Raw genomic sequence first — 16,780 nt, 5'->3', positions numbered from 1 at the left:
TCTTATGATGTAAGCCCTTACTTCTTATCTTACCAGTAATTTTACAAAAAATGTTCTTGCTTATATGCCCGCGAAGCGAAATAATAGGGTTTATTCAACAAGATGTGCTCATCAGAAAGGTTGGCTTTACCTTATGGAAGTCTCGCAGCAATTAAACAGCAAGCAAGTCCTGAAAGGGCAAGCCGGGAAAGAGCCGTTCCCGATCTCCGTCTTGTCCCTGACCGTTGGCGCCTTCGCAATCGGCATGACCGAGTTTGTCATTATGGGCATTCTGCCGAATGTCGCGAGCGACCTGAACGTCAGTATCTCGGCAGCCGGACAACTGATTACGATGTATGCTCTAGGCGTAGCCGTCGGCGCTCCGATTATGACGATTCTGACGAGCCGGATTCCGCAGAAAAAGCTGCTTTGCATTCTTATGCTGCTCTTTATTCTCGGCAACGGTCTGTCGGTTGTGGCACCCAATTACGCGGTTCTCATGATTGCCCGGATGATTACGGCCTTGACGCACGGCACCTTCTTCGGCGTTGGCGCGGTTATCGCCTCCAAGCTCGTAAAAGCGGATAAGCAGGCGGGAGCCGTCTCGATTATGATGGCGGGCCTCACGATCGCCAACATTATCGGCGTCCCGATCGGTACGTATATCGGCCAGAATTGGGGCTGGCGCGCTTCCTTTGGCGCTATTGCCGTCATGGGGATCCTCGCACTAATCGGCATCGTCATCTTTATTCCCAAGCTTAAGTTAAGCAAGCAGGTCAGCGTTCTTAAGCAACTATCGGCGATTGCCAGACCAAAGCTGCTTGTCTATCTGCTGATCGCGGCACTCGGCAACGCCGGACTGTTTGCGGTATTTACGTATATCACGCCGCTCCTCACGGATATTACCGGCTTTGCGGAGCATAACGTAACCTGGATTCTGATTTTGTTCGGAATCGGCGTAACGGTCGGCAATATCGTTGGCGGCAAGCTGGCCGACTGGAAGCTGATGCCTTCCATTCTTGGCCTTTATCTCACGATAGCGGTTGTGCTGACGATCTTCACCTTTACCGTTCATAACGAGATTGCATCCGTCATTACGATTTTCCTGTGGGGGGCGGCCTCCTTTGCCGTATTCCCGGGGCTTCAAGTACGGATTATGAGCCTGGCGCAGTCCGCGCCGGCGCTAGCTTCGACGTCCAGCCATTCGGCAGGCAACCTCGGCAATGCCTCCGGCGCCTTTATCGGCGGCTGGGTCATTACCCATCTTTCCTTGGGCGCGCTGCCATGGGTAGGAGCCATCCTGGTCGGCCTTGCGCTGGTGCTTGGCCTGCTCAGCTACCGTACAGACGCCAAGAACCCATAAAAACAAGAACTACAACCCTCTGGACTGCAGCAGTCTAGAGGGGTTTTTTCATTTTAGGCTAAGCCGGCAGCCTGATGGTAGCCGTCGTTCCGATATTCGGCTCGCTCGTAATCGATAGAGTGCCGCCATGGGATTGAATGATTTTGAAGCATACGGTAAGTCCTAGTCCGGTTCCCGTATCCTTGGTTGTATAGAACGGCTCGCCCAGCCGGTCAATGACATGCTGGGGAATGCCCACTCCCTGGTCGATAATATCAATAACCAAAAAGCCTTTATGGTCCTTCTTCATATGCACGTGAAGCTCGCCTCCGCCAGGCATGGCTTCAATCGCGTTTTTCATCAGATTAACGAGCACCTGCTTGATCTGATTGGCATCGCATTGGACAATCGGCAGATCCGGACTTTTCTCCGCGGATATGCTGACATTCGTGATAATCGCTTGCGACTGCATAATCGGAATGATATCGTCCAGCAGCGAGCTCATGTCGCAGCTGCTGATCTGCTGCCACTGATGCGGCTTGGACAGCAGCATAAACTCCCCTACGATATAGTTAATCCGCTCCAGCTCGGTCAGCATCATATCGAAATAATGGCGGTTCTGGTCCGTTGTTCTCCGGTGGAGCAGTTGAGTGAACCCTTTCAGCGCGGTTAAAGGATTACGAATCTCGTGGGCAACCCCCGCCGCCAGCTGGCCGATAACGGAGAGCTTTTCCGACCGGATCAAATGCTGCTCCGACAGCTTGCTCTCCGTCACATCCAACAAAAGTCCGGATATGGCCGGCTTTCCTTTGAAAAAAGCGGGAGCCGCCTGCATCTCGAGGAACAGTTCCGTTTGATTGGATTTCCGCGCGGCAAGAGCAAGCCGGGAGGATTGATTCAACCGGCAGATCATGCTGAATTCCTGCTTCAACCGGTCGCGGTCCGCCTCCAGCAGGAAGCTTGCCAGCGGTTGGCCAAGCATTTGCCCCGGCTCGCAGCCGAACATGCTCTCCCCTTGCGGATTCATATAGACCAATCGGCCATTTTGCTCGATAAATACGCCAAGCAGCGAGCTTTCCACGAAATTATCGTAATTGACCCTCGACTGCATGAGAGCGGCCCCCGCCGATTCCAGCTCGTAAATACCCACCGACAGCCGAATGGCAAGCAGCACAACGGCTACAATCGCTCCTGCGCTAATAATTGAGAAGTCGCCAAGCCTGCAGATGACGGCGATAAGAGCTGCGCAGACAAAGATAATAAGCGCGTAACGCCTCATAAAGGTCTGCCTGGACTCGTTGCCCGGCCGGAGGGAAGCACCAAGCGGATCCTTGTCGGGCAGAGCGGCAAAGCCGATAAACATCATGCCGATAAACCAGCAGAAGTCGGCAATCCAGGACCATTGCTCGCCTGCGGCAGCGTAGGATAATAAATAGACAAATGCCGTGTTGCCTAATAATTTGATTAAAAAGCCGCTCAACAGAAAACTATTGGCCCTGCTGGAAATAATCTTTTTGCCGTACCAGCTGAAGAACAGCAGAAGAAATACAATGACCGCATTAAAGGATGAGTTAAACATGTGGTATCCCACAACATCCCGGTTAACGTGATGATGGGACAGAATCGGTTCAATCAGAAGGTTCCAATAGAGCGTGGAAGCCATCGTGCCGTACAATAAAATATCGAGTATGAATCGAAACGCAAGGTTGGAGCGGCGCTGCTGGTACTGCATATAGAGAGCAATAAGATAGAATAAATATTGAAGTCTCCATAGCAGCTCCGGAATGCCCAGATAATCCGGCTCGGCGCCTCTAATAAGCGTCACAATAGACCAGATGAGCTGGGCAACAAAATAAACCAGCAGGCCCAAGCCGTAAAACAGCCAGTATTTCGCCTCTTTGCTGGAGGCTCTAAGCAGAAGGACTGCCGCGTAAAGAGCGGCCAACGTTTGAAGAATATGGCTAACGGCTGCCCCGGTAAAGGAATCTCTCCGCAGAAACAGAAGCCAGCCCGCGCATAACACCAATAGAATGATTCCGAAGTAAACCGCAAAGCTCCTGCCGCGAAACAATCATGAACCTCCCTTCGCATACTTACAACATTTACTAATTTCTTTATTTCCTATAATACGATTTGTTCTACCAAAATCCTCCTTTCCCCTACGTTTCGGACAAGATTTCTCTGTTATATACGCGTAAATGCGCGGCTTTTCGACACCAACTGTCGCAAAGTGAACCGGCTTCGCCGTCCTTAGGCGGGGAAGCGCGTTAATTGACTTATGGCTTAGGATTAAAAAAAGCGTTTCTCCGTTAACGGAGAAGCGCTTTTTCAACTGGCTCTATATGGGCTGAACGGACGGTATTCCGTCCGCTGTTCTTGGCTTCGTACAGGGCATTGTCGGCTGCCTTCAGCAACTGGTTAATGCCTCCCCCCGCTTCTTTGCAGCCCGCTCCCGTCATGGCAATGCCAAAGCTTGCCGTCACGGACAACGGATGCTCGGATGAAGCCGCGGCCATCGCTTGCGCGGCAATCTCGCTGCGGATCCGCTGTGCGGCGGCCTCCGCCTCCTCGAGGGACAATCCGGGCATTGCGACCACGAATTCCTCGCCGCCATACCGGCCGAACACGTCCTCCGGACGAAGCAGCTGCCGGCAGATGTCGACCACATGCAGCAGGGCGCGGTCTCCAACATCATGGCCGTAAGCATCGTTAATTTGCTTGAAATGATCGATGTCGAACAGTAGCAAGGCAAGGGGCTCGTCCCGCTCAGCCGATTGATGCAGAAGGGCTTCGCTTAAATGAATGAAGTGAAGACGGTTAAAGATCCCCGTCAATCCGTCATGATAAGCCAGCACCCGAAGCTGCTCCTGAAGCCGCACTCTCTCCGTTATGTCAATCATAACGATCAGCTTGCTCGTCTCCGGGCCCCTTCTCTTCCGGATAAAGGAAGAGCGGATCTGATAATAGTAGGACTGTGTGCCAACGGTCCACTTGACCTCATCGTAGATACGGGGCATATCGCCGCCCGCTTCCGAATCCAAATCGGGCATCGCGAGATCCGTATGCAAGGCAAGCAGCGGTTCAATCGCCTGGCCAAGTGCGGAGGTTGTAAGCTCGGGTAGAATAGCCGCGGCGGCCGGGTTGAAGTCAACCAGCCGGTTATTGCGGTCCAGCACCAGTACGGCGTCGTTCATGCTCTCGAACAACGTGTCCCTGGCGACCGGCGCAACGTTCAGCATTCCTTTTGAGACAAGTCCCCACATATACAAAGCGGCCGTAACGGCCATGATGACGGGAATCGGATCTATGCCGTCCGGCGTCAGGTTGCCCAAGTAGAGGAAATCGCCGGCGATCGGCAGGAGAAGCCCCACCAGCATCGTAATATGCTGAAGACGGTAAGAGGACCGCATCCGGTTCCAATAGATCAGCAGCAACGCCACTCCGCCAATCATGCAGCCAAACGTATAACCGCCCTGAATGATATACCAAGGCCCCGCGTTTAATTCGACTTTATGAATACCTTCGCCTAGCTGCAATTCAACGGAACGGTAATAGAAATGGTGCAGGTCGTTTGTCATGACAAGAATCATCGTAATAAACGGCATCAGGTACATCAAATACCGCATCTGCCACTTCAATAACCTTTCCATTCCAAGGAAATACATGATCAGCATCAGACTGACCGGCGGAATAAACGGCATCCCGAAGTACTCCACCGTAATCCAGAACTTCACTTCCTTAAGCGTACCGGCAGACAGCTCTAAAGCGGAACCGAATATATAGATGGCCGATAGAAAGCACATCGCGATAAAGGTCCTGGCCATCGCCTGCTTGGAACGGTTCATGAACACGTATATACCCATTATGATATTGATAACACCTGCTGTAACCATTAACGTCAAGACAGCGGAATAAGGGGTTCCCATACTTGGTGCACTCCGTTAGGTAAGATTAGCTTTTGCAACTGATCGTAACACAAATAACAGCAATTGTGGGCAGTCCCTGAAATTTCTATTTCCGCGCGGCCAAGAGCAGGAACATCGGGCGTCGCGTTTCATCCTTCATTTCCGCATATTGATTCAGTGCTTCTTGCGAGGGTCCTGGCTCCGCAACCTCCGCAACCTGGAACCCGGCTTGGATAAGCGCGTTCATAATGGCCGATAAGGTGCGATGATATTTGATGACGTCGGAGTCCAGAAAACGGGCAATGCGAGAGCCTTCGTCCTGATAGTTGTCAACCGGCCAGTGCAGCCGCTCGCCCGATGGACCGTAATGCCAGTCCTGCGCGGCAACGGCCGTAAAGACCGGATGCTCCATGGACAGGACAAAGCTGCCTCCCGGAGCCAGACTGTCGTAAATTTTGCGGCAAGCTCCCGCGAAATCCTCGACGTAATGGAGCGCAAGCGAGCTGATGACGACGTCAAACTCTCCGGGCTCGAAAGAGATATCTTCGATAGCCGCCTGACGGTAGGAGATTGCGGCATCCTCGTTAAATGATTTGGCACGCTCGATCATTTTCTCCGAGATATCGATTCCCAGAACGGAACGGGCGCCTTGCTCCCGCGCATAGCGGCAGTGCCAGCCATACCCGCAGCCGAGATCGAGCACTCTCTTCTCTCTCAAATCCGGAATCATCGTGCGCAGGACATGCCATTCGCCTGCCGCCTCCAGACCGCCGATCGAACGGGCCATCTGACTATATTTATCGAAAAAATCCGGATCATCGTATTTATTTTGCTTCATAACATGTCACTCTCCTCTTATCTATCAGCCATTCCAGGCTTCGACATAATCATTAATATAATTAGTATAACCTCTTCTCATCTATATCGGCATGTTTCTCATAGAGTCTATAGCCAATAACGTTAAGGCTTTCCCGGTTTTTTTGTCTTGGCGACGGATGGCCGCCATTGTATGAGCTTCACCAGCTGCTCCTGCATGTAAGCCGGAGAGTAAGGCAGACCGTTTTCAATCCAATAGAAAATCAGTCCCAGCAGCGCATGATTCGAATACACGGATAACAGCTCGGCATTTATTCCTTCCAGAGTCGGGTGCTCCAGCTCATCCCTTGAGATCTGCTGAATCGCAATGAACATCTTTTCTCTGAGATGGGAATGCGCGTTGCTCTTCAGAAGCAGGGTGTAAAGGTCGGCATGCTGCTGAATATGCTCGAAAATTTTCACCGAATGGGCCGGCAGCTCATGAATGCGGAAATATTCCTCGTTCTCGTAGGGAGCGCGGAACGATTGCAGCAGCTCCCCGATCAGACCGTGAATGATGTCGTCCAGCAAAGCCTCCTTGCTCTCGTAATGCGAGTAGAAGGTCCCGCGGTTGTAATTGGCGAGCTCCACTATCTCCGTAATGGAAATGTCGTCGAAATCCTTTTGCTTCATAAGCGTAAGCAGCGCCTGCTTTAACGCCTCCCTGCTGCGGATCACCCGGCGGTCGACAGCTTTGCTATGATAAACGGGCATGCCATCCCTTCCTTTTTCCAAAAAGTTTTTTTCAACAAACGGCGGCCGTTTGTTCGTTAACATACATTTCGCGAGGTTTTACTGATTGAGGCTTGCTCCACAGCTTTATTATACTAAAAACAAACAGTTGTACTTATAACCAACAGCTGTTGAAAAAAATTCTAAGCCTTCGCAGGAAGGACAAGCATACAAGCCAATTGAAACCGGGAGGAATTAACAATGAGATTATCGGGTAAAGTTGCAGTTATTACGGGCGCCGCTTCGGGTATGGGTAAGGCGATTGCCGAGCTGTATGCGGCGGAAGGAGCAAAGGTGGTCGTATCCGACCTTCGCGTGGACACCGCTCAAATCGTTGTTGACGGCATCGAGGAAAAAGGCGGTACGGCGGTTGCCGTGGCAGCCAACGTTGCGAAGGAAGAAGACGTGCAGCAGCTCATCGACACGGCGGTAGAGAAATTCGGCACGGTAGATATTCTCGTCAACAACGCCGGCATTATGGACAACTTTGTTCCTGCCGCCGATCTAACGGACGAGCTGTGGGAGCGCATCTTCGCGATTAACACAACCGGTCCAATGCGGACCATCCGCAAGGTCCTTCCGCTCTTCCAGGAGAAAAAAGCAGGCGTTATCGTAAATATCGCTTCCGCCGGCGGTCTCTTTGGTTCCCGTGCAGGCGTGGCATACACAGCTTCGAAGCATGCCGTGGTTGGTCTGACGAAAAACGTTGGCTTCCAATATGCCACGCAAGGCATCCGCTGCAATGCCATCGCTCCCGGCGGCGTAAATACGAATATCGGTACTTCGATCAATGCTCCAAATCCGTTCGGCATGGAACGCGCTATGGTTGGCATTCAGGTGAATCCTCGCGCGGGCGAGCCGGAAGAGATCGCCAAGGTTGCCTTGTTCCTGGCTTCGGATGATTCCAGCTTCGTGAACGGTACCGTAGTAACGGCCGATGCAGGCTGGACGGCTTACTAAAAAATTATTGCTATCAAACAAGCGTCAGCCTCAGCGGGCTGGCGCTTTTCTTTTACACTTCTATATAATCGAGAAACTTCCGGGCGAGCCGCTGCTGGCTGCCTTTCTTGGAATAGATGCCGCCAAACGTACCGCTCGCATCCAGACGGTAGCCGGCCAGCGGAACGGCCACAATCCTCCCGCTTTCCACATACGGATCATCCCTCAGCATAAGGCTGGACATCAGACTGATGCCAAGGCCCTCCGCGACGCTGCGCTTTATGACCTCGGGGTTTGTTGTCGTGAAAATAACGTTAATCCCGCCGCATACCTGCTTAATATCCTCCGTCACTCCGTCCCAGAAGCTGCTTGCCGACATAATAAACGCATGATTGGCCAAATCCTTCAGCATAAGCTCCTTGTTTAGAGCCAGCACTGAATCCTTGGGTACGATGACCTGAAGCTCCCCTTTATATTGAAAGGAGTGAAAGGCAATCGGTTCCGGCAGTCCGTCGCTCGTGTATTGGTTAAGCGAGATTAAACCCAGGTGAGCTTTGTCATGGACGATCCGATCAATCACAATCCGGCTCTCCAGCTCGATGACCATCACCTTGATTTGGGGATAATCCTTTTTGAACCTCGCCAGCGCCTTAGGCAAAAAGGTCATGCTTAGGCTTGGGATCGTCGCGATGATTAGCTCGCCTTTATAAACAGAGGTAATGGCTTGCACCTCGTCCTTGATCTCGTCGACCTTCATCAGAATTTCGAGCACTTTCCTGATGATCGTTATGCCGTCCTCGGTCGGCACGGTACCGCTTCGGGAACGTTTGAAGAGCGGAATGCCGATTTCCTTCTCCAGGAGGGAGATGGCTTGGCTGATCGCGGATTGGGATACATGAAGATTCTGCGCGGCCAGCGACATGGAATTCGTCTCGAATACTTCCTTCACATACTCCAATTGTTCGATATTCATGGACAACCTCTGTTCTTTATATTAGCGTTGCTTATATTACCATCAACAATAGATGGTATCTCATCTGAATTCATTATATTATAATCGACCTCACGTCAATAAGTGGAGTGTGAGGTTTTTTATGAATGCGAAGCAAGACGGCAGCCGGTTCTGGCTTATTATACTCGCGATCTTCTTCGGCAACTTCTCTTCGATCTTGAATTCGGGAACGGTAACGGTTGCCCTGCCCTTCATGATGAAGGATCTTCATTCGGACCTGAACGATACGCAGTGGGTAACAACCGGCTTTATGCTCGCCATGGGGTCCATCGCCCCTATTGTTGGTTATCTGGGAGATAAAATCAGCTATAAGAGGCTTTATATGTTCTCGTTAGTCGGCTTTTTGATTTGCTCTATCCTGTGCGGCTGCTCCTGGAACATCGGCTCCCTGATCGTCTTCCGGATTATGCAAGGCTTGTTCTGCGGGGCGATTCTGCCGGCAACGTTAACGATCGTCTATCAGGCGGTTCCGGCGGAAAAGCAAGCGCTTGGCGTCAGTCTTTGGAGCGTAGCCAGCATGTTCGCTCCGGCCATCGGCCCAACCCTTGGCGGCTTGCTGACGGAGTATTACGGCTGGAAGGCCATCTTCTTCATGAACATCCCGCTTGCGCTATTGGCAATCGCGCTGGCCTCCCGTTATCTGCCGATGCAGCAGGCCAACAAAGGCAGCTCCCTGGATCTAGCCGGGCTGCTCACCGCCGTAACGGGCAGCACATCCCTGATGATGTATTTCACGCAAGGGAATAAAATCGGCTGGTTTTCCGGCTGGGGAATCCTATGGATGACGCTTGGCGTAGTCAGCATCGCCTTGTTCATCTGGCGGGAGATGACGGCGAAGACGCCTCTCCTTAATCTCCGGGTTTTCCGGCACACGACCTTCGCCTTTGGCATAGTCGTCAACTGCATTTTGACCATTGGCTTGTACGCGGGGGCCTTCCTGCTGCCAATCTATATGGAAAATGCCCTTGGCTCCTCGTCCTTGACGGTAGGGCTTATGATGCTGCCGGGCGCTTTGCTTATGATAGGGGCATCTCTATTGTCGGGGCGGCTGCACGGGAAAATCCGTCCGGAATATCCGCTGCTTGGCGGCGCCTTTCTGCTCATCATCGCGACATGGGCATTCAGCCGTCTATCCCTGACAACGTCCTACGCGTTTATCATCGGTTGGATGATCTGCCGTTATGTCGGGCTAGGCTTCTCGTCCCCGAATATCATGACGCTCTCGATGAGCGCCATTCCGAAGGAGTCTACCGGTCATGCTTCCGCGATTACGAACTGGCTCCGCCAGGTCATTGCCTCCTTCGCGATCGGCATATTCAGCTCGGTTTATTCGGTCCGGACGCAGACGCATTACGCGGAGCTTAACGCAAGCGCAAACGGCACGGTGAAAACGTCCCTGCAAGCGACTGCCTCCGTGCTCGCCATGAACGATACGTTTATCGTGGCTTGCGTCGTTACGGTTGTTGCGATTCCGTTTATTGTTGTTCTGAGCTCCCGCTCCCGCATCAGCGGCAAAAAAGCGGCTGCGACCGTTTCCAAATGATATCCGAAAGCCCCTCTATATCGGTATAGAGGGGCTTTCGCCGTCTGAAAATGATATAATTTACCTTATACAAGCCCGCGTGGAGCAGGAGGTAAAGCCGTTGTTTCGGATTATGATCATTGAAGACGACGAGAAGATTCGGCGGATTGTCGCCGACGCGTTACGCAAATGGCAGTATGAAGTCATCGAGCTGACATCCTTCGGCGACGTGCTTGGGGAGTTCAAGGCCGCGCAGCCCCATTTGGTGCTGCTTGACGTCAATTTGCCCGTGTTTGACGGGTTTTACTGGTGCCAGCAAATCCGCATGGCTTCGAAGGTGCCGATTATTTTTATTTCATCCCGCAATCAGAATATGGACGTCATTATGGCGATTAATATGGGCGGGGACGACTTCGTGCAGAAGCCGTTTGACCTTGGAGTGCTGGTGGCAAAGGTGAGCGCGCTGCTCCGCCGCAATTATACGTATCAGGACGACAACCTGCAGTTGTCGCACCGGCAGCTTGTTTTCCATCTGTCGAATTCCTCCGTGCAGTACGGGGACCGGACGGCCGAGCTGTCGCGCAACGAGTTTATTATTCTGCAGACGATGATGCGCAGCATCGGCAAGATCGTCTCGCGCGATGATCTGATGCAGGTGCTGTGGAACGACGAGCAGTTTATCGACGATAATACCTTGACGGTCAACGTTAACAGGCTGCGCCGCAAGATTACGATGCTTGGGCTGGAAGATTTTATTGCGACCCGCAAAGGAATGGGGTATATCATCGAATGAGCTTCTGGCGATTCCTGAAATACGAACGGCCTTATTTTCTATTATACGGCATCGCTTTTCTTCTGACGGTTGCGGTATTCGCCACGGATCCGCAGTCGTCCTGGCATTGGCCGACCTTCTTCTACGCGCTAACGCTGGTTGTGCTCTGGCTTGCCGCTTTTACCGCCTACCGCTATTCGCGGAATCTTCAGGCAATCCGCCGGATGCAAAGCGAGGATGCCGAGCCTTTGTCGCTCGAGGCGGAGGCTTACCGGGATACGCTGGAGGAATCCGGCATCGCCCATATCCGGTCCTTGAACGAGGTGCAGGCGAAGCAGAAGGAATATTACGACTTTATCATCTCCTGGTTCCATGAGATCAAGACGCCGATCTCCGTTCTTCGCCTGATGCAGCAGACCGAGGTGGACCCGCAAAGCCTGAACGAGGAGCTGTCAAGGATCGAGCATTATGTCGATCAGGCCTTGTATTATGCGAAGCTCGACAGCTTCAATCAGGACTATGAGATGGTGAACTGTGACCTGGAGCCGCTCGTCAAGGATGTCATCAAAGCCCACTCCAAGTCTTTTATCTCGAAAAGAATCCGCGTTCGGCTCGAACTCCCGTCCACCGTCGTCCAAAGCGATTCCAAATGGCTGCTGTTCATTATTAACCAGATCATAACGAACAGCCTGCAATATACAAGGGATCACGGGGAGATCAGCGTAAAGGCCGCCTCTACCCCGGAGGAGAAGCTGCTTATTCTGCGGGATAACGGCATCGGCATTGATGCCATGGATATGCCCCGAATCTTCAATAGGGGATTTACGGGATTAAACGGCCGCACGTTTGCCAAGTCGACGGGCATGGGGTTATATCTGGCCCAGGAGCTGTCGAGAAAGCTGGGGCATTACATTACCTGCGAGTCCGCGCCGGGCAGCGGCTCGGTGTTCACGATCCATTTTCCGAAGCATCATGATCCTTATTTGAATACGCTTCAGCGGTAAGAGTAGAGGAAAACAAAGGGCTGCCCCACATGTCATGAATTGACGAGGGACAGCCCTTTGCGCAGGCTAAGGATTCTGATTGATAATCCGGTAATACAGGTTGGCCGACGAGACGTAGAACACCAGATAAATGAAGAAGAATACCCCGATAATGCTCCACACGATGCCCGGCAGCTCCGGGAAATCCGTTACCGAGTCCAGAATGTAATACTTGATAATCGTCCAGCTGTACAGCATCCCAAGCACGATTGGCGGCAGGAAGACAAACAGCAGCTGCTTGCGGATTACGCTCCGGAACTGGCGGTTGTGAATGCCCATTTTACGCAGGATGGCATATTGAAGCCTCTCGTCGGTGGCTTCGCGCAGCTGCTTGAAGTAGATGACGCTCGCCAGCGCGAAGGTCGCGATCAGAGCAAGGAAGCCGGCGGCAAACAGCAGCAGGGACGAGCTCTCGATCTGCTTCGAATAGATATCCGCGAACGAGGAGTAGTACGCTGCTTGGTTGTGGTCGACAACCATGCCATGAACCTGCTTGGATAATTCCTCCGCGTTTTTGGCGTCCGATAGCCCGTAAATCTCAAAGCCTTTTTTCTCCGTTCCGCCGCTTAGCTGCCCGTAAGCCTCATCCGAAATAACAAACACCGGAGGCTTCTTGTCCATGGACAGGACCGGGTCCGTTGCCCAGCCTAGATAGGCATAGTCTTTTTTCTCCACGATCGTAAAGGTCTTCTCGCCAACGGCTTTCACCTTGAAGTCAGGCGTCTCTCCAGCGGAGTATCGCTTCGGGAAATCCGAGCCTTGGGAGAGGGCAACGGCCTCCATTCCCTTTAGCTCTACCTTTTGCTTATCGCCCCGCAGACCGATTAGCTCATTGTAGTCCTTTTGGGAGATCAGCCATAGGCCTGGAACATAATACTCCGGGTTATCGAATGCGATGCCGCGCTCCGTCACCGGTTCCACAACCAAAGCTTCCGGCTTCAGATGATAGTGGATGTCATGGTCGGAGCCCTTAATCATCTCATCAATCTTCTGATTGGTTGCCGAATCAAGAGATTCGTACGCGATCGAATTCGGCACATTCCTGCCAACCGCTTCGAACTGCACCTTGTAGTTGATCGTCACAAAACAGAGCAGCATTACTATAACGGCGCTGAACAAGGAGATAAACGTCAGGTTCAGCGTGTTGCCCCGGATTTGAAAACGGAGCGAGGACGTCCACAGCACGGTATTGCCTTCATGGTACTTGCGGCCGCGGCTGATGAGCTGAAGCAGCCAGCCGGCAAACTGACGGAAGAACAGATACGTTCCTCCAACGATGCCTATGGCCGTAGCAATCAAGCTGAACACCCCGTAATCCTGCCAGACGGCCGAATATTGACCGCTGCAGATCAGAAACAAGGCGATGCCGATCAACAGAACAGCCAGAACCGCCATCACGGGGGATACGCGAACCGGCTTCTCGGCCTTTTGCTTGGCATGGAACAGCTCCGTCAGCTGCACGCGGTTAACCAGAATGTAGCTTTGCGCGCTGACGATCAACGCAATCAATAGGATAACCCCGGCAGCCGTCGCCATGGCTCCAATCGGGAAAGACAGGGAGATGACCTGGTCGTATTGCATGAGATTCATAAGCAGCATGCCGAACAGCTTCGACAGCAGCCCGCCGAGCAGAATGCCGACAACTAGCGAAATCGCGCCCATGACAAGCGTCTCGTAAAAGATCATCCGCACAAGCTGCCGCTCGTTCAGGCCGTACAGGAGATACATGCCGAACTCTTTTTTCCGCTGCCGCATGAAGAACGAATTGGCATACAGGATAAAGAAAATAATGAACAGGAAGATAACGACGGACGCAATGGCTACCCCGGTCTGGAACAGCTCCCGGTTCTGCAGCGCATCGATAATGTCTTTGTTGTACATAAGCGAAGAGAACGTATATTGAATAATAACGCCGATAATCATGGACATCAGATAGATGGAATACAGGCGGAAGTTGCGTTTGACATTGCGGATCGTCAGATCGAACAGGCTCATCGCAGCTTGCCCCCAATGAGGCTTTGCGTCTCCAGAATGCGCTCATAGAAAGTCTTCTGGCTCTGCTCCCCCGCGTAAATCTCGCTTACGACTGCCCCGTCCCTTAGGAAAATAACCCGCTTGCAGTAGCTCGCCGCATAGCTGTCATGCGTAACCATTAGTATGGTCGTGTTAAAAGCCGCGTTAAGCGATACAAGCTGCTCGAGCAGCTGGGTCGCCGAACGCGAGTCGAGCGCGCCCGTCGGCTCATCGGCGAATACGATCGCCGGCTCCGTAATAATCGCCCGCGCCGAGGCTACGCGCTGCTTCTGCCCGCCAGAAATTTCGTTCGGATATTTCTCGAGCAGCCCTTCTATGTGGAGCGCTTCAATGATCGGCTTAAGCCGCGCCTCCATGTCAACCGCCTTGTACTGGCGCAGCGACAGGGGCAGCAGGATATTCTCCTTCACTGTCAGCGTGTCGAGCAGATTATAATCCTGAAAAATAAACCCCATCCGCTCCTGCCGGAATTGGCGAAGCGACTTCTTCTTCATATCAAGCAGCGATTTCCCCTCAATCCATACCTCGCCGCCGCTGAGCTGATCAATCGTGGATAGTACGTTCATCAGCGTGGATTTGCCCGAACCCGAAGGCCCCATAATCGCCGTAAGCTCGCCGGGCTGGACCGTCAAATAAATGTTTTTCAATACGGGAGTAGCCCCGTAGCTCTTTGATAAGTTTTTCGTCTGGATTACCGTCTCCATCTCCATGAATAAGCCCCTCTCCTCTTGCTATCTTTAATATAGACAGATCGGAGAGAGGCATCCATCGAAGTAAGATCGTTCCAGGTGACGTTTTTGTCACGATGGCGACCCGGCGGCTGCCTGCCTCGGACTGCTCCCGGGCGCTTGCGCCTCTGTAACACGGTTTTTCCCTGCTATTTGACCATGTTAGGCCCGATAACCTTGCGCAGCGCATCCGCCCACAGCTGATAGCCTTGCTCCGTCAGGTGGCAGGTATCGAAAGCAATCTCGCGCGGCAGCGTTCCGTCTTCGGCTAGCATCGACGGCCCGATATCAAGGAAGATCAATCCCAGCTCAGCGGCCAGCTCAGCGTACAGCTCGTTCATCCGGCCGATCAGCTTGCGGCGCGGATCCTCCGGAGACTCTTCGCGCGGGAATACCGCCATCAGGATAATCTTTGCGGCAGGGGCATGCTGACGAACACGCTCAACTACCGCGCGTACGCCGTCGCGCACCTCCTCCGCCGTGCTGGAACGGGCGTTATCGGTGTCGCTTGTATTATTTGTGCCGATATTGATAACGACCCATTCCGGAGAGAGCCCTTCGAACTGCCCGTTGTCCAGGCGCCACAATACGTTTTGCGTCCGGTCCCAGCCGAAGCCAAGGTTAAGAACCCGACGGCCTCCGAACACGGATTCCCAAGCTTGTCCCGTTCCATGCTGGTTAGCGGAGGCCGGAAGTCCCCCCCAGAAATGCGTAATCGAATCGCCAATCAGAACGATTTCCGGATTAATCTCAGGCTTGATCCGCAGCACCTGCTCATGCCGCTCCCACCAGTCGTAGCTGTCCTCTTCCAGCTTGGTCGCCGGAATAACGGCCGTATTTACCGTATGCGTTTTCATCAACTTGTTGCCTTCTGCTGCCGTCTTATTCACTTGAATCACCCTGTCCCTATGATTTGACTCTATTATAGCGGAGCGTGCTTGACTTTCAACCACAAAAAAAAGGCTGAACAGCCGCGAGAGGCAGCCGTTCAGCCTTTTTATATCATTCTTACGCTTTGTTCGAGGAACCGAACTCGCGGATTTTACCGATAACGGTTTGTTTGATCGCTTCGCGGCCTGGAGCCAGGAATTTACGCGGATCGTATACGTCGGAATCTTTAGTCAAGATCTCGCGAGCAACTTTAGTGAACGCGATTTGGTTCTCTGTGTTCACGTTGATTTTTGCTGTACCGCGAGCAATCGCTTTTTGGATATGCTCTGTAGGGATGCCAGTACCGCCATGCAATACGAGCGGAAGCTTGATTGTTTGGCAGATTTCTTCCATTTCAGCAAAGCCCAGTTTAGGCTCGCCTTTGTAAGGGCCGTGAACGGAACCAAGAGCTGGTGCCAGGCAGTCGATGCCAGTACGTTCAACAAGCTCTTTGCACTCTTTAGGGTCAGCGTAGATAACGCCTTCAGCGACTACGTCGTCTTCTTGGCCGCCAACTGTACCCAGCTCGGCTTCAACGGAAATGCCGCGCTCGTGAGCGTAAGCAACAACTTCGCTAGTGATGCGAACGTTCTCTTCGAACGGATCGTGCGAAGCGTCGATCATAACGGAAGTGAAGCCAGCGTCGATCGCTGCTTTACATTTGTCAACGGAGGAACCGTGGTCCAGGTGGATTGCAACAGGAACCGTAATTTTCATTTCTTCGATCAGGGCTTTAACGATGTTTGTTACCACTTTGAAGCCGCCCATATAACGAGCTGCGCCTTCAGATACGCCCAGGATTACCGGGGATTGCTCTGTTTGAGCAGCGTCAAGGATCGCTTGAGTCCATTCCAGGTTATTGATGTTGAATTGACCAACAGCGTAACCGCCTTGCAAAGCTTTGTTCAGCATGTCTTTCATTGATTCCAATGCCATTGTTAAATCCTCCTCAGATAAATGACTAGACCTTTCAATCATACCCAATTC

At 52.5% G+C, this 16,780-nt stretch carries 14 protein-coding genes; 5 read left to right on the top strand and 9 right to left on the bottom strand.

Going from position 1 to position 16,780, the window contains the following annotated elements; translation table 11 throughout:
- Positions 1–133 precede the first annotated feature (133 nt).
- The gene (locus CFI03_RS04275) at positions 134–1,342 is read left to right on the top strand and encodes an MFS transporter (protein ID WP_248756563.1); all 1,209 of its coding nucleotides are present in this window, start codon (positions 134–136) and stop codon (positions 1,340–1,342) included.
- Between the two features lie 58 nt (positions 1,343–1,400).
- On the opposite strand, the gene CFI03_RS04270 is transcribed toward CFI03_RS04275, so the two are convergent.
- The 4 genes from CFI03_RS04270 to CFI03_RS04255 form a co-directional block, all read right to left on the bottom strand.
- Positions 1,401–3,392, bottom strand: coding sequence for an ATP-binding protein (locus tag CFI03_RS04270; RefSeq protein ID WP_248756562.1), 1,992 nt, complete (start codon positions 3,390–3,392; stop codon positions 1,401–1,403).
- Positions 3,393–3,630: 238 nt separating this feature from the next.
- Positions 3,631–5,247, bottom strand: coding sequence for a histidine kinase N-terminal 7TM domain-containing diguanylate cyclase (locus CFI03_RS04265; RefSeq protein ID WP_248756561.1), 1,617 nt, complete (start codon positions 5,245–5,247; stop codon positions 3,631–3,633).
- 85 nt (positions 5,248–5,332) lie between these two features.
- Positions 5,333–6,064 carry a class I SAM-dependent methyltransferase gene (locus tag CFI03_RS04260; protein WP_248756560.1) on the bottom strand — a complete coding sequence of 244 codons (732 nt, stop codon included), beginning with the start codon at positions 6,062–6,064 and terminating at the stop codon, positions 5,333–5,335.
- A 122-nt stretch (positions 6,065–6,186) separates the two neighbouring features.
- Positions 6,187–6,795 carry a TetR/AcrR family transcriptional regulator gene (locus tag CFI03_RS04255; RefSeq protein ID WP_248756559.1) on the bottom strand — a complete coding sequence of 203 codons (609 nt, stop codon included), beginning with the start codon at positions 6,793–6,795 and terminating at the stop codon, positions 6,187–6,189.
- 219 nt (positions 6,796–7,014) lie between these two features.
- On the opposite strand from CFI03_RS04255, the gene CFI03_RS04250 reads away from it, so the two are divergent.
- Positions 7,015–7,773: an SDR family oxidoreductase gene (locus CFI03_RS04250; protein WP_248756558.1), complete on the top strand. Its 759-nt coding sequence runs from the start codon at positions 7,015–7,017 to the stop codon at positions 7,771–7,773.
- A gap of 52 nt (positions 7,774–7,825) precedes the next feature.
- Here CFI03_RS04250 and CFI03_RS04245 read toward each other — a convergent pair whose 3' ends face one another.
- Positions 7,826–8,725, bottom strand: coding sequence for a LysR family transcriptional regulator (locus tag CFI03_RS04245; RefSeq protein WP_248756557.1), 900 nt, complete (start codon positions 8,723–8,725; stop codon positions 7,826–7,828).
- A gap of 121 nt (positions 8,726–8,846) precedes the next feature.
- Between CFI03_RS04245 and CFI03_RS04240 the strand changes: the two genes are divergently transcribed.
- From CFI03_RS04240 to CFI03_RS04230, 3 genes are all read left to right on the top strand, one after another.
- Complete coding sequence (locus CFI03_RS04240; RefSeq protein ID WP_248756556.1) at positions 8,847–10,307, top strand: MDR family MFS transporter; 1,461 nt, start codon at positions 8,847–8,849, stop codon at positions 10,305–10,307.
- A gap of 100 nt (positions 10,308–10,407) precedes the next feature.
- Positions 10,408–11,079: a response regulator transcription factor gene (locus CFI03_RS04235; protein ID WP_248756555.1), complete on the top strand. Its 672-nt coding sequence runs from the start codon at positions 10,408–10,410 to the stop codon at positions 11,077–11,079.
- Positions 11,076–12,062, top strand: coding sequence for a sensor histidine kinase (locus tag CFI03_RS04230; protein WP_248756554.1), 987 nt, complete (start codon positions 11,076–11,078; stop codon positions 12,060–12,062). The genes CFI03_RS04235 and CFI03_RS04230 overlap by 4 nt, the downstream gene beginning before the upstream one ends.
- A 66-nt stretch (positions 12,063–12,128) precedes the next feature.
- On the opposite strand, the gene CFI03_RS04225 is transcribed toward CFI03_RS04230, so the two are convergent.
- The 4 genes from CFI03_RS04225 to CFI03_RS04210 form a co-directional block, all read right to left on the bottom strand.
- Positions 12,129–14,096: an FtsX-like permease family protein gene (locus CFI03_RS04225; protein WP_248756553.1), complete on the bottom strand. Its 1,968-nt coding sequence runs from the start codon at positions 14,094–14,096 to the stop codon at positions 12,129–12,131.
- Positions 14,093–14,839 carry an ABC transporter ATP-binding protein gene (locus tag CFI03_RS04220; RefSeq protein WP_248756743.1) on the bottom strand — a complete coding sequence of 249 codons (747 nt, stop codon included), beginning with the start codon at positions 14,837–14,839 and terminating at the stop codon, positions 14,093–14,095. The genes CFI03_RS04225 and CFI03_RS04220 overlap by 4 nt, the downstream gene beginning before the upstream one ends.
- Before the next feature lie 173 nt (positions 14,840–15,012).
- Positions 15,013–15,753, bottom strand: coding sequence for a GDSL-type esterase/lipase family protein (locus CFI03_RS04215; RefSeq protein ID WP_248756552.1), 741 nt, complete (start codon positions 15,751–15,753; stop codon positions 15,013–15,015).
- 118 nt (positions 15,754–15,871) lie between these two features.
- The gene (locus CFI03_RS04210) at positions 15,872–16,729 is read right to left on the bottom strand and encodes a class II fructose-bisphosphate aldolase (protein ID WP_132308397.1); all 858 of its coding nucleotides are present in this window, start codon (positions 16,727–16,729) and stop codon (positions 15,872–15,874) included.
- Positions 16,730–16,780: the final 51 nt, after the last annotated feature.

The organism is Paenibacillus sp. ATY16 (assembly GCF_003399985.2).
Lineage (GTDB): Bacteria > Bacillota > Bacilli > Paenibacillales > Paenibacillaceae > Pristimantibacillus > Pristimantibacillus glycanilyticus.
The sequence above is the reverse complement of the archived record's forward strand: the minus strand, read 5'-3'. Positions and strand labels throughout refer to the sequence as shown.

Excerpts from the sequence above, each read along its gene's own strand:
- CFI03_RS04275 (WP_248756563.1), top strand. The coding sequence starts at position 134 with ATGGAAGTCTCGCAGCAATTAAACAGCAAGCAAGTCCTGAAAGGGCAA.
- CFI03_RS04265 (WP_248756561.1), bottom strand. The coding sequence starts at position 5,247 with ATGGGAACCCCTTATTCCGCTGTCTTGACGTTAATGGTTACAGCAGGT.
- CFI03_RS04260 (WP_248756560.1), bottom strand. The coding sequence starts at position 6,064 with ATGAAGCAAAATAAATACGATGATCCGGATTTTTTCGATAAATATAGT.
- CFI03_RS04255 (WP_248756559.1), bottom strand. The coding sequence starts at position 6,795 with ATGCCCGTTTATCATAGCAAAGCTGTCGACCGCCGGGTGATCCGCAGC.
- CFI03_RS04250 (WP_248756558.1), top strand. The coding sequence starts at position 7,015 with ATGAGATTATCGGGTAAAGTTGCAGTTATTACGGGCGCCGCTTCGGGT.
- CFI03_RS04245 (WP_248756557.1), bottom strand. The coding sequence starts at position 8,725 with ATGAATATCGAACAATTGGAGTATGTGAAGGAAGTATTCGAGACGAAT.
- CFI03_RS04240 (WP_248756556.1), top strand. The coding sequence starts at position 8,847 with ATGAATGCGAAGCAAGACGGCAGCCGGTTCTGGCTTATTATACTCGCG.
- CFI03_RS04230 (WP_248756554.1), top strand. The coding sequence starts at position 11,076 with ATGAGCTTCTGGCGATTCCTGAAATACGAACGGCCTTATTTTCTATTA.
- CFI03_RS04225 (WP_248756553.1), bottom strand. The coding sequence starts at position 14,096 with ATGAGCCTGTTCGATCTGACGATCCGCAATGTCAAACGCAACTTCCGC.
- CFI03_RS04220 (WP_248756743.1), bottom strand. The coding sequence starts at position 14,839 with ATGGAGACGGTAATCCAGACGAAAAACTTATCAAAGAGCTACGGGGCT.
- CFI03_RS04210 (WP_132308397.1), bottom strand. The coding sequence starts at position 16,729 with ATGGCATTGGAATCAATGAAAGACATGCTGAACAAAGCTTTGCAAGGC.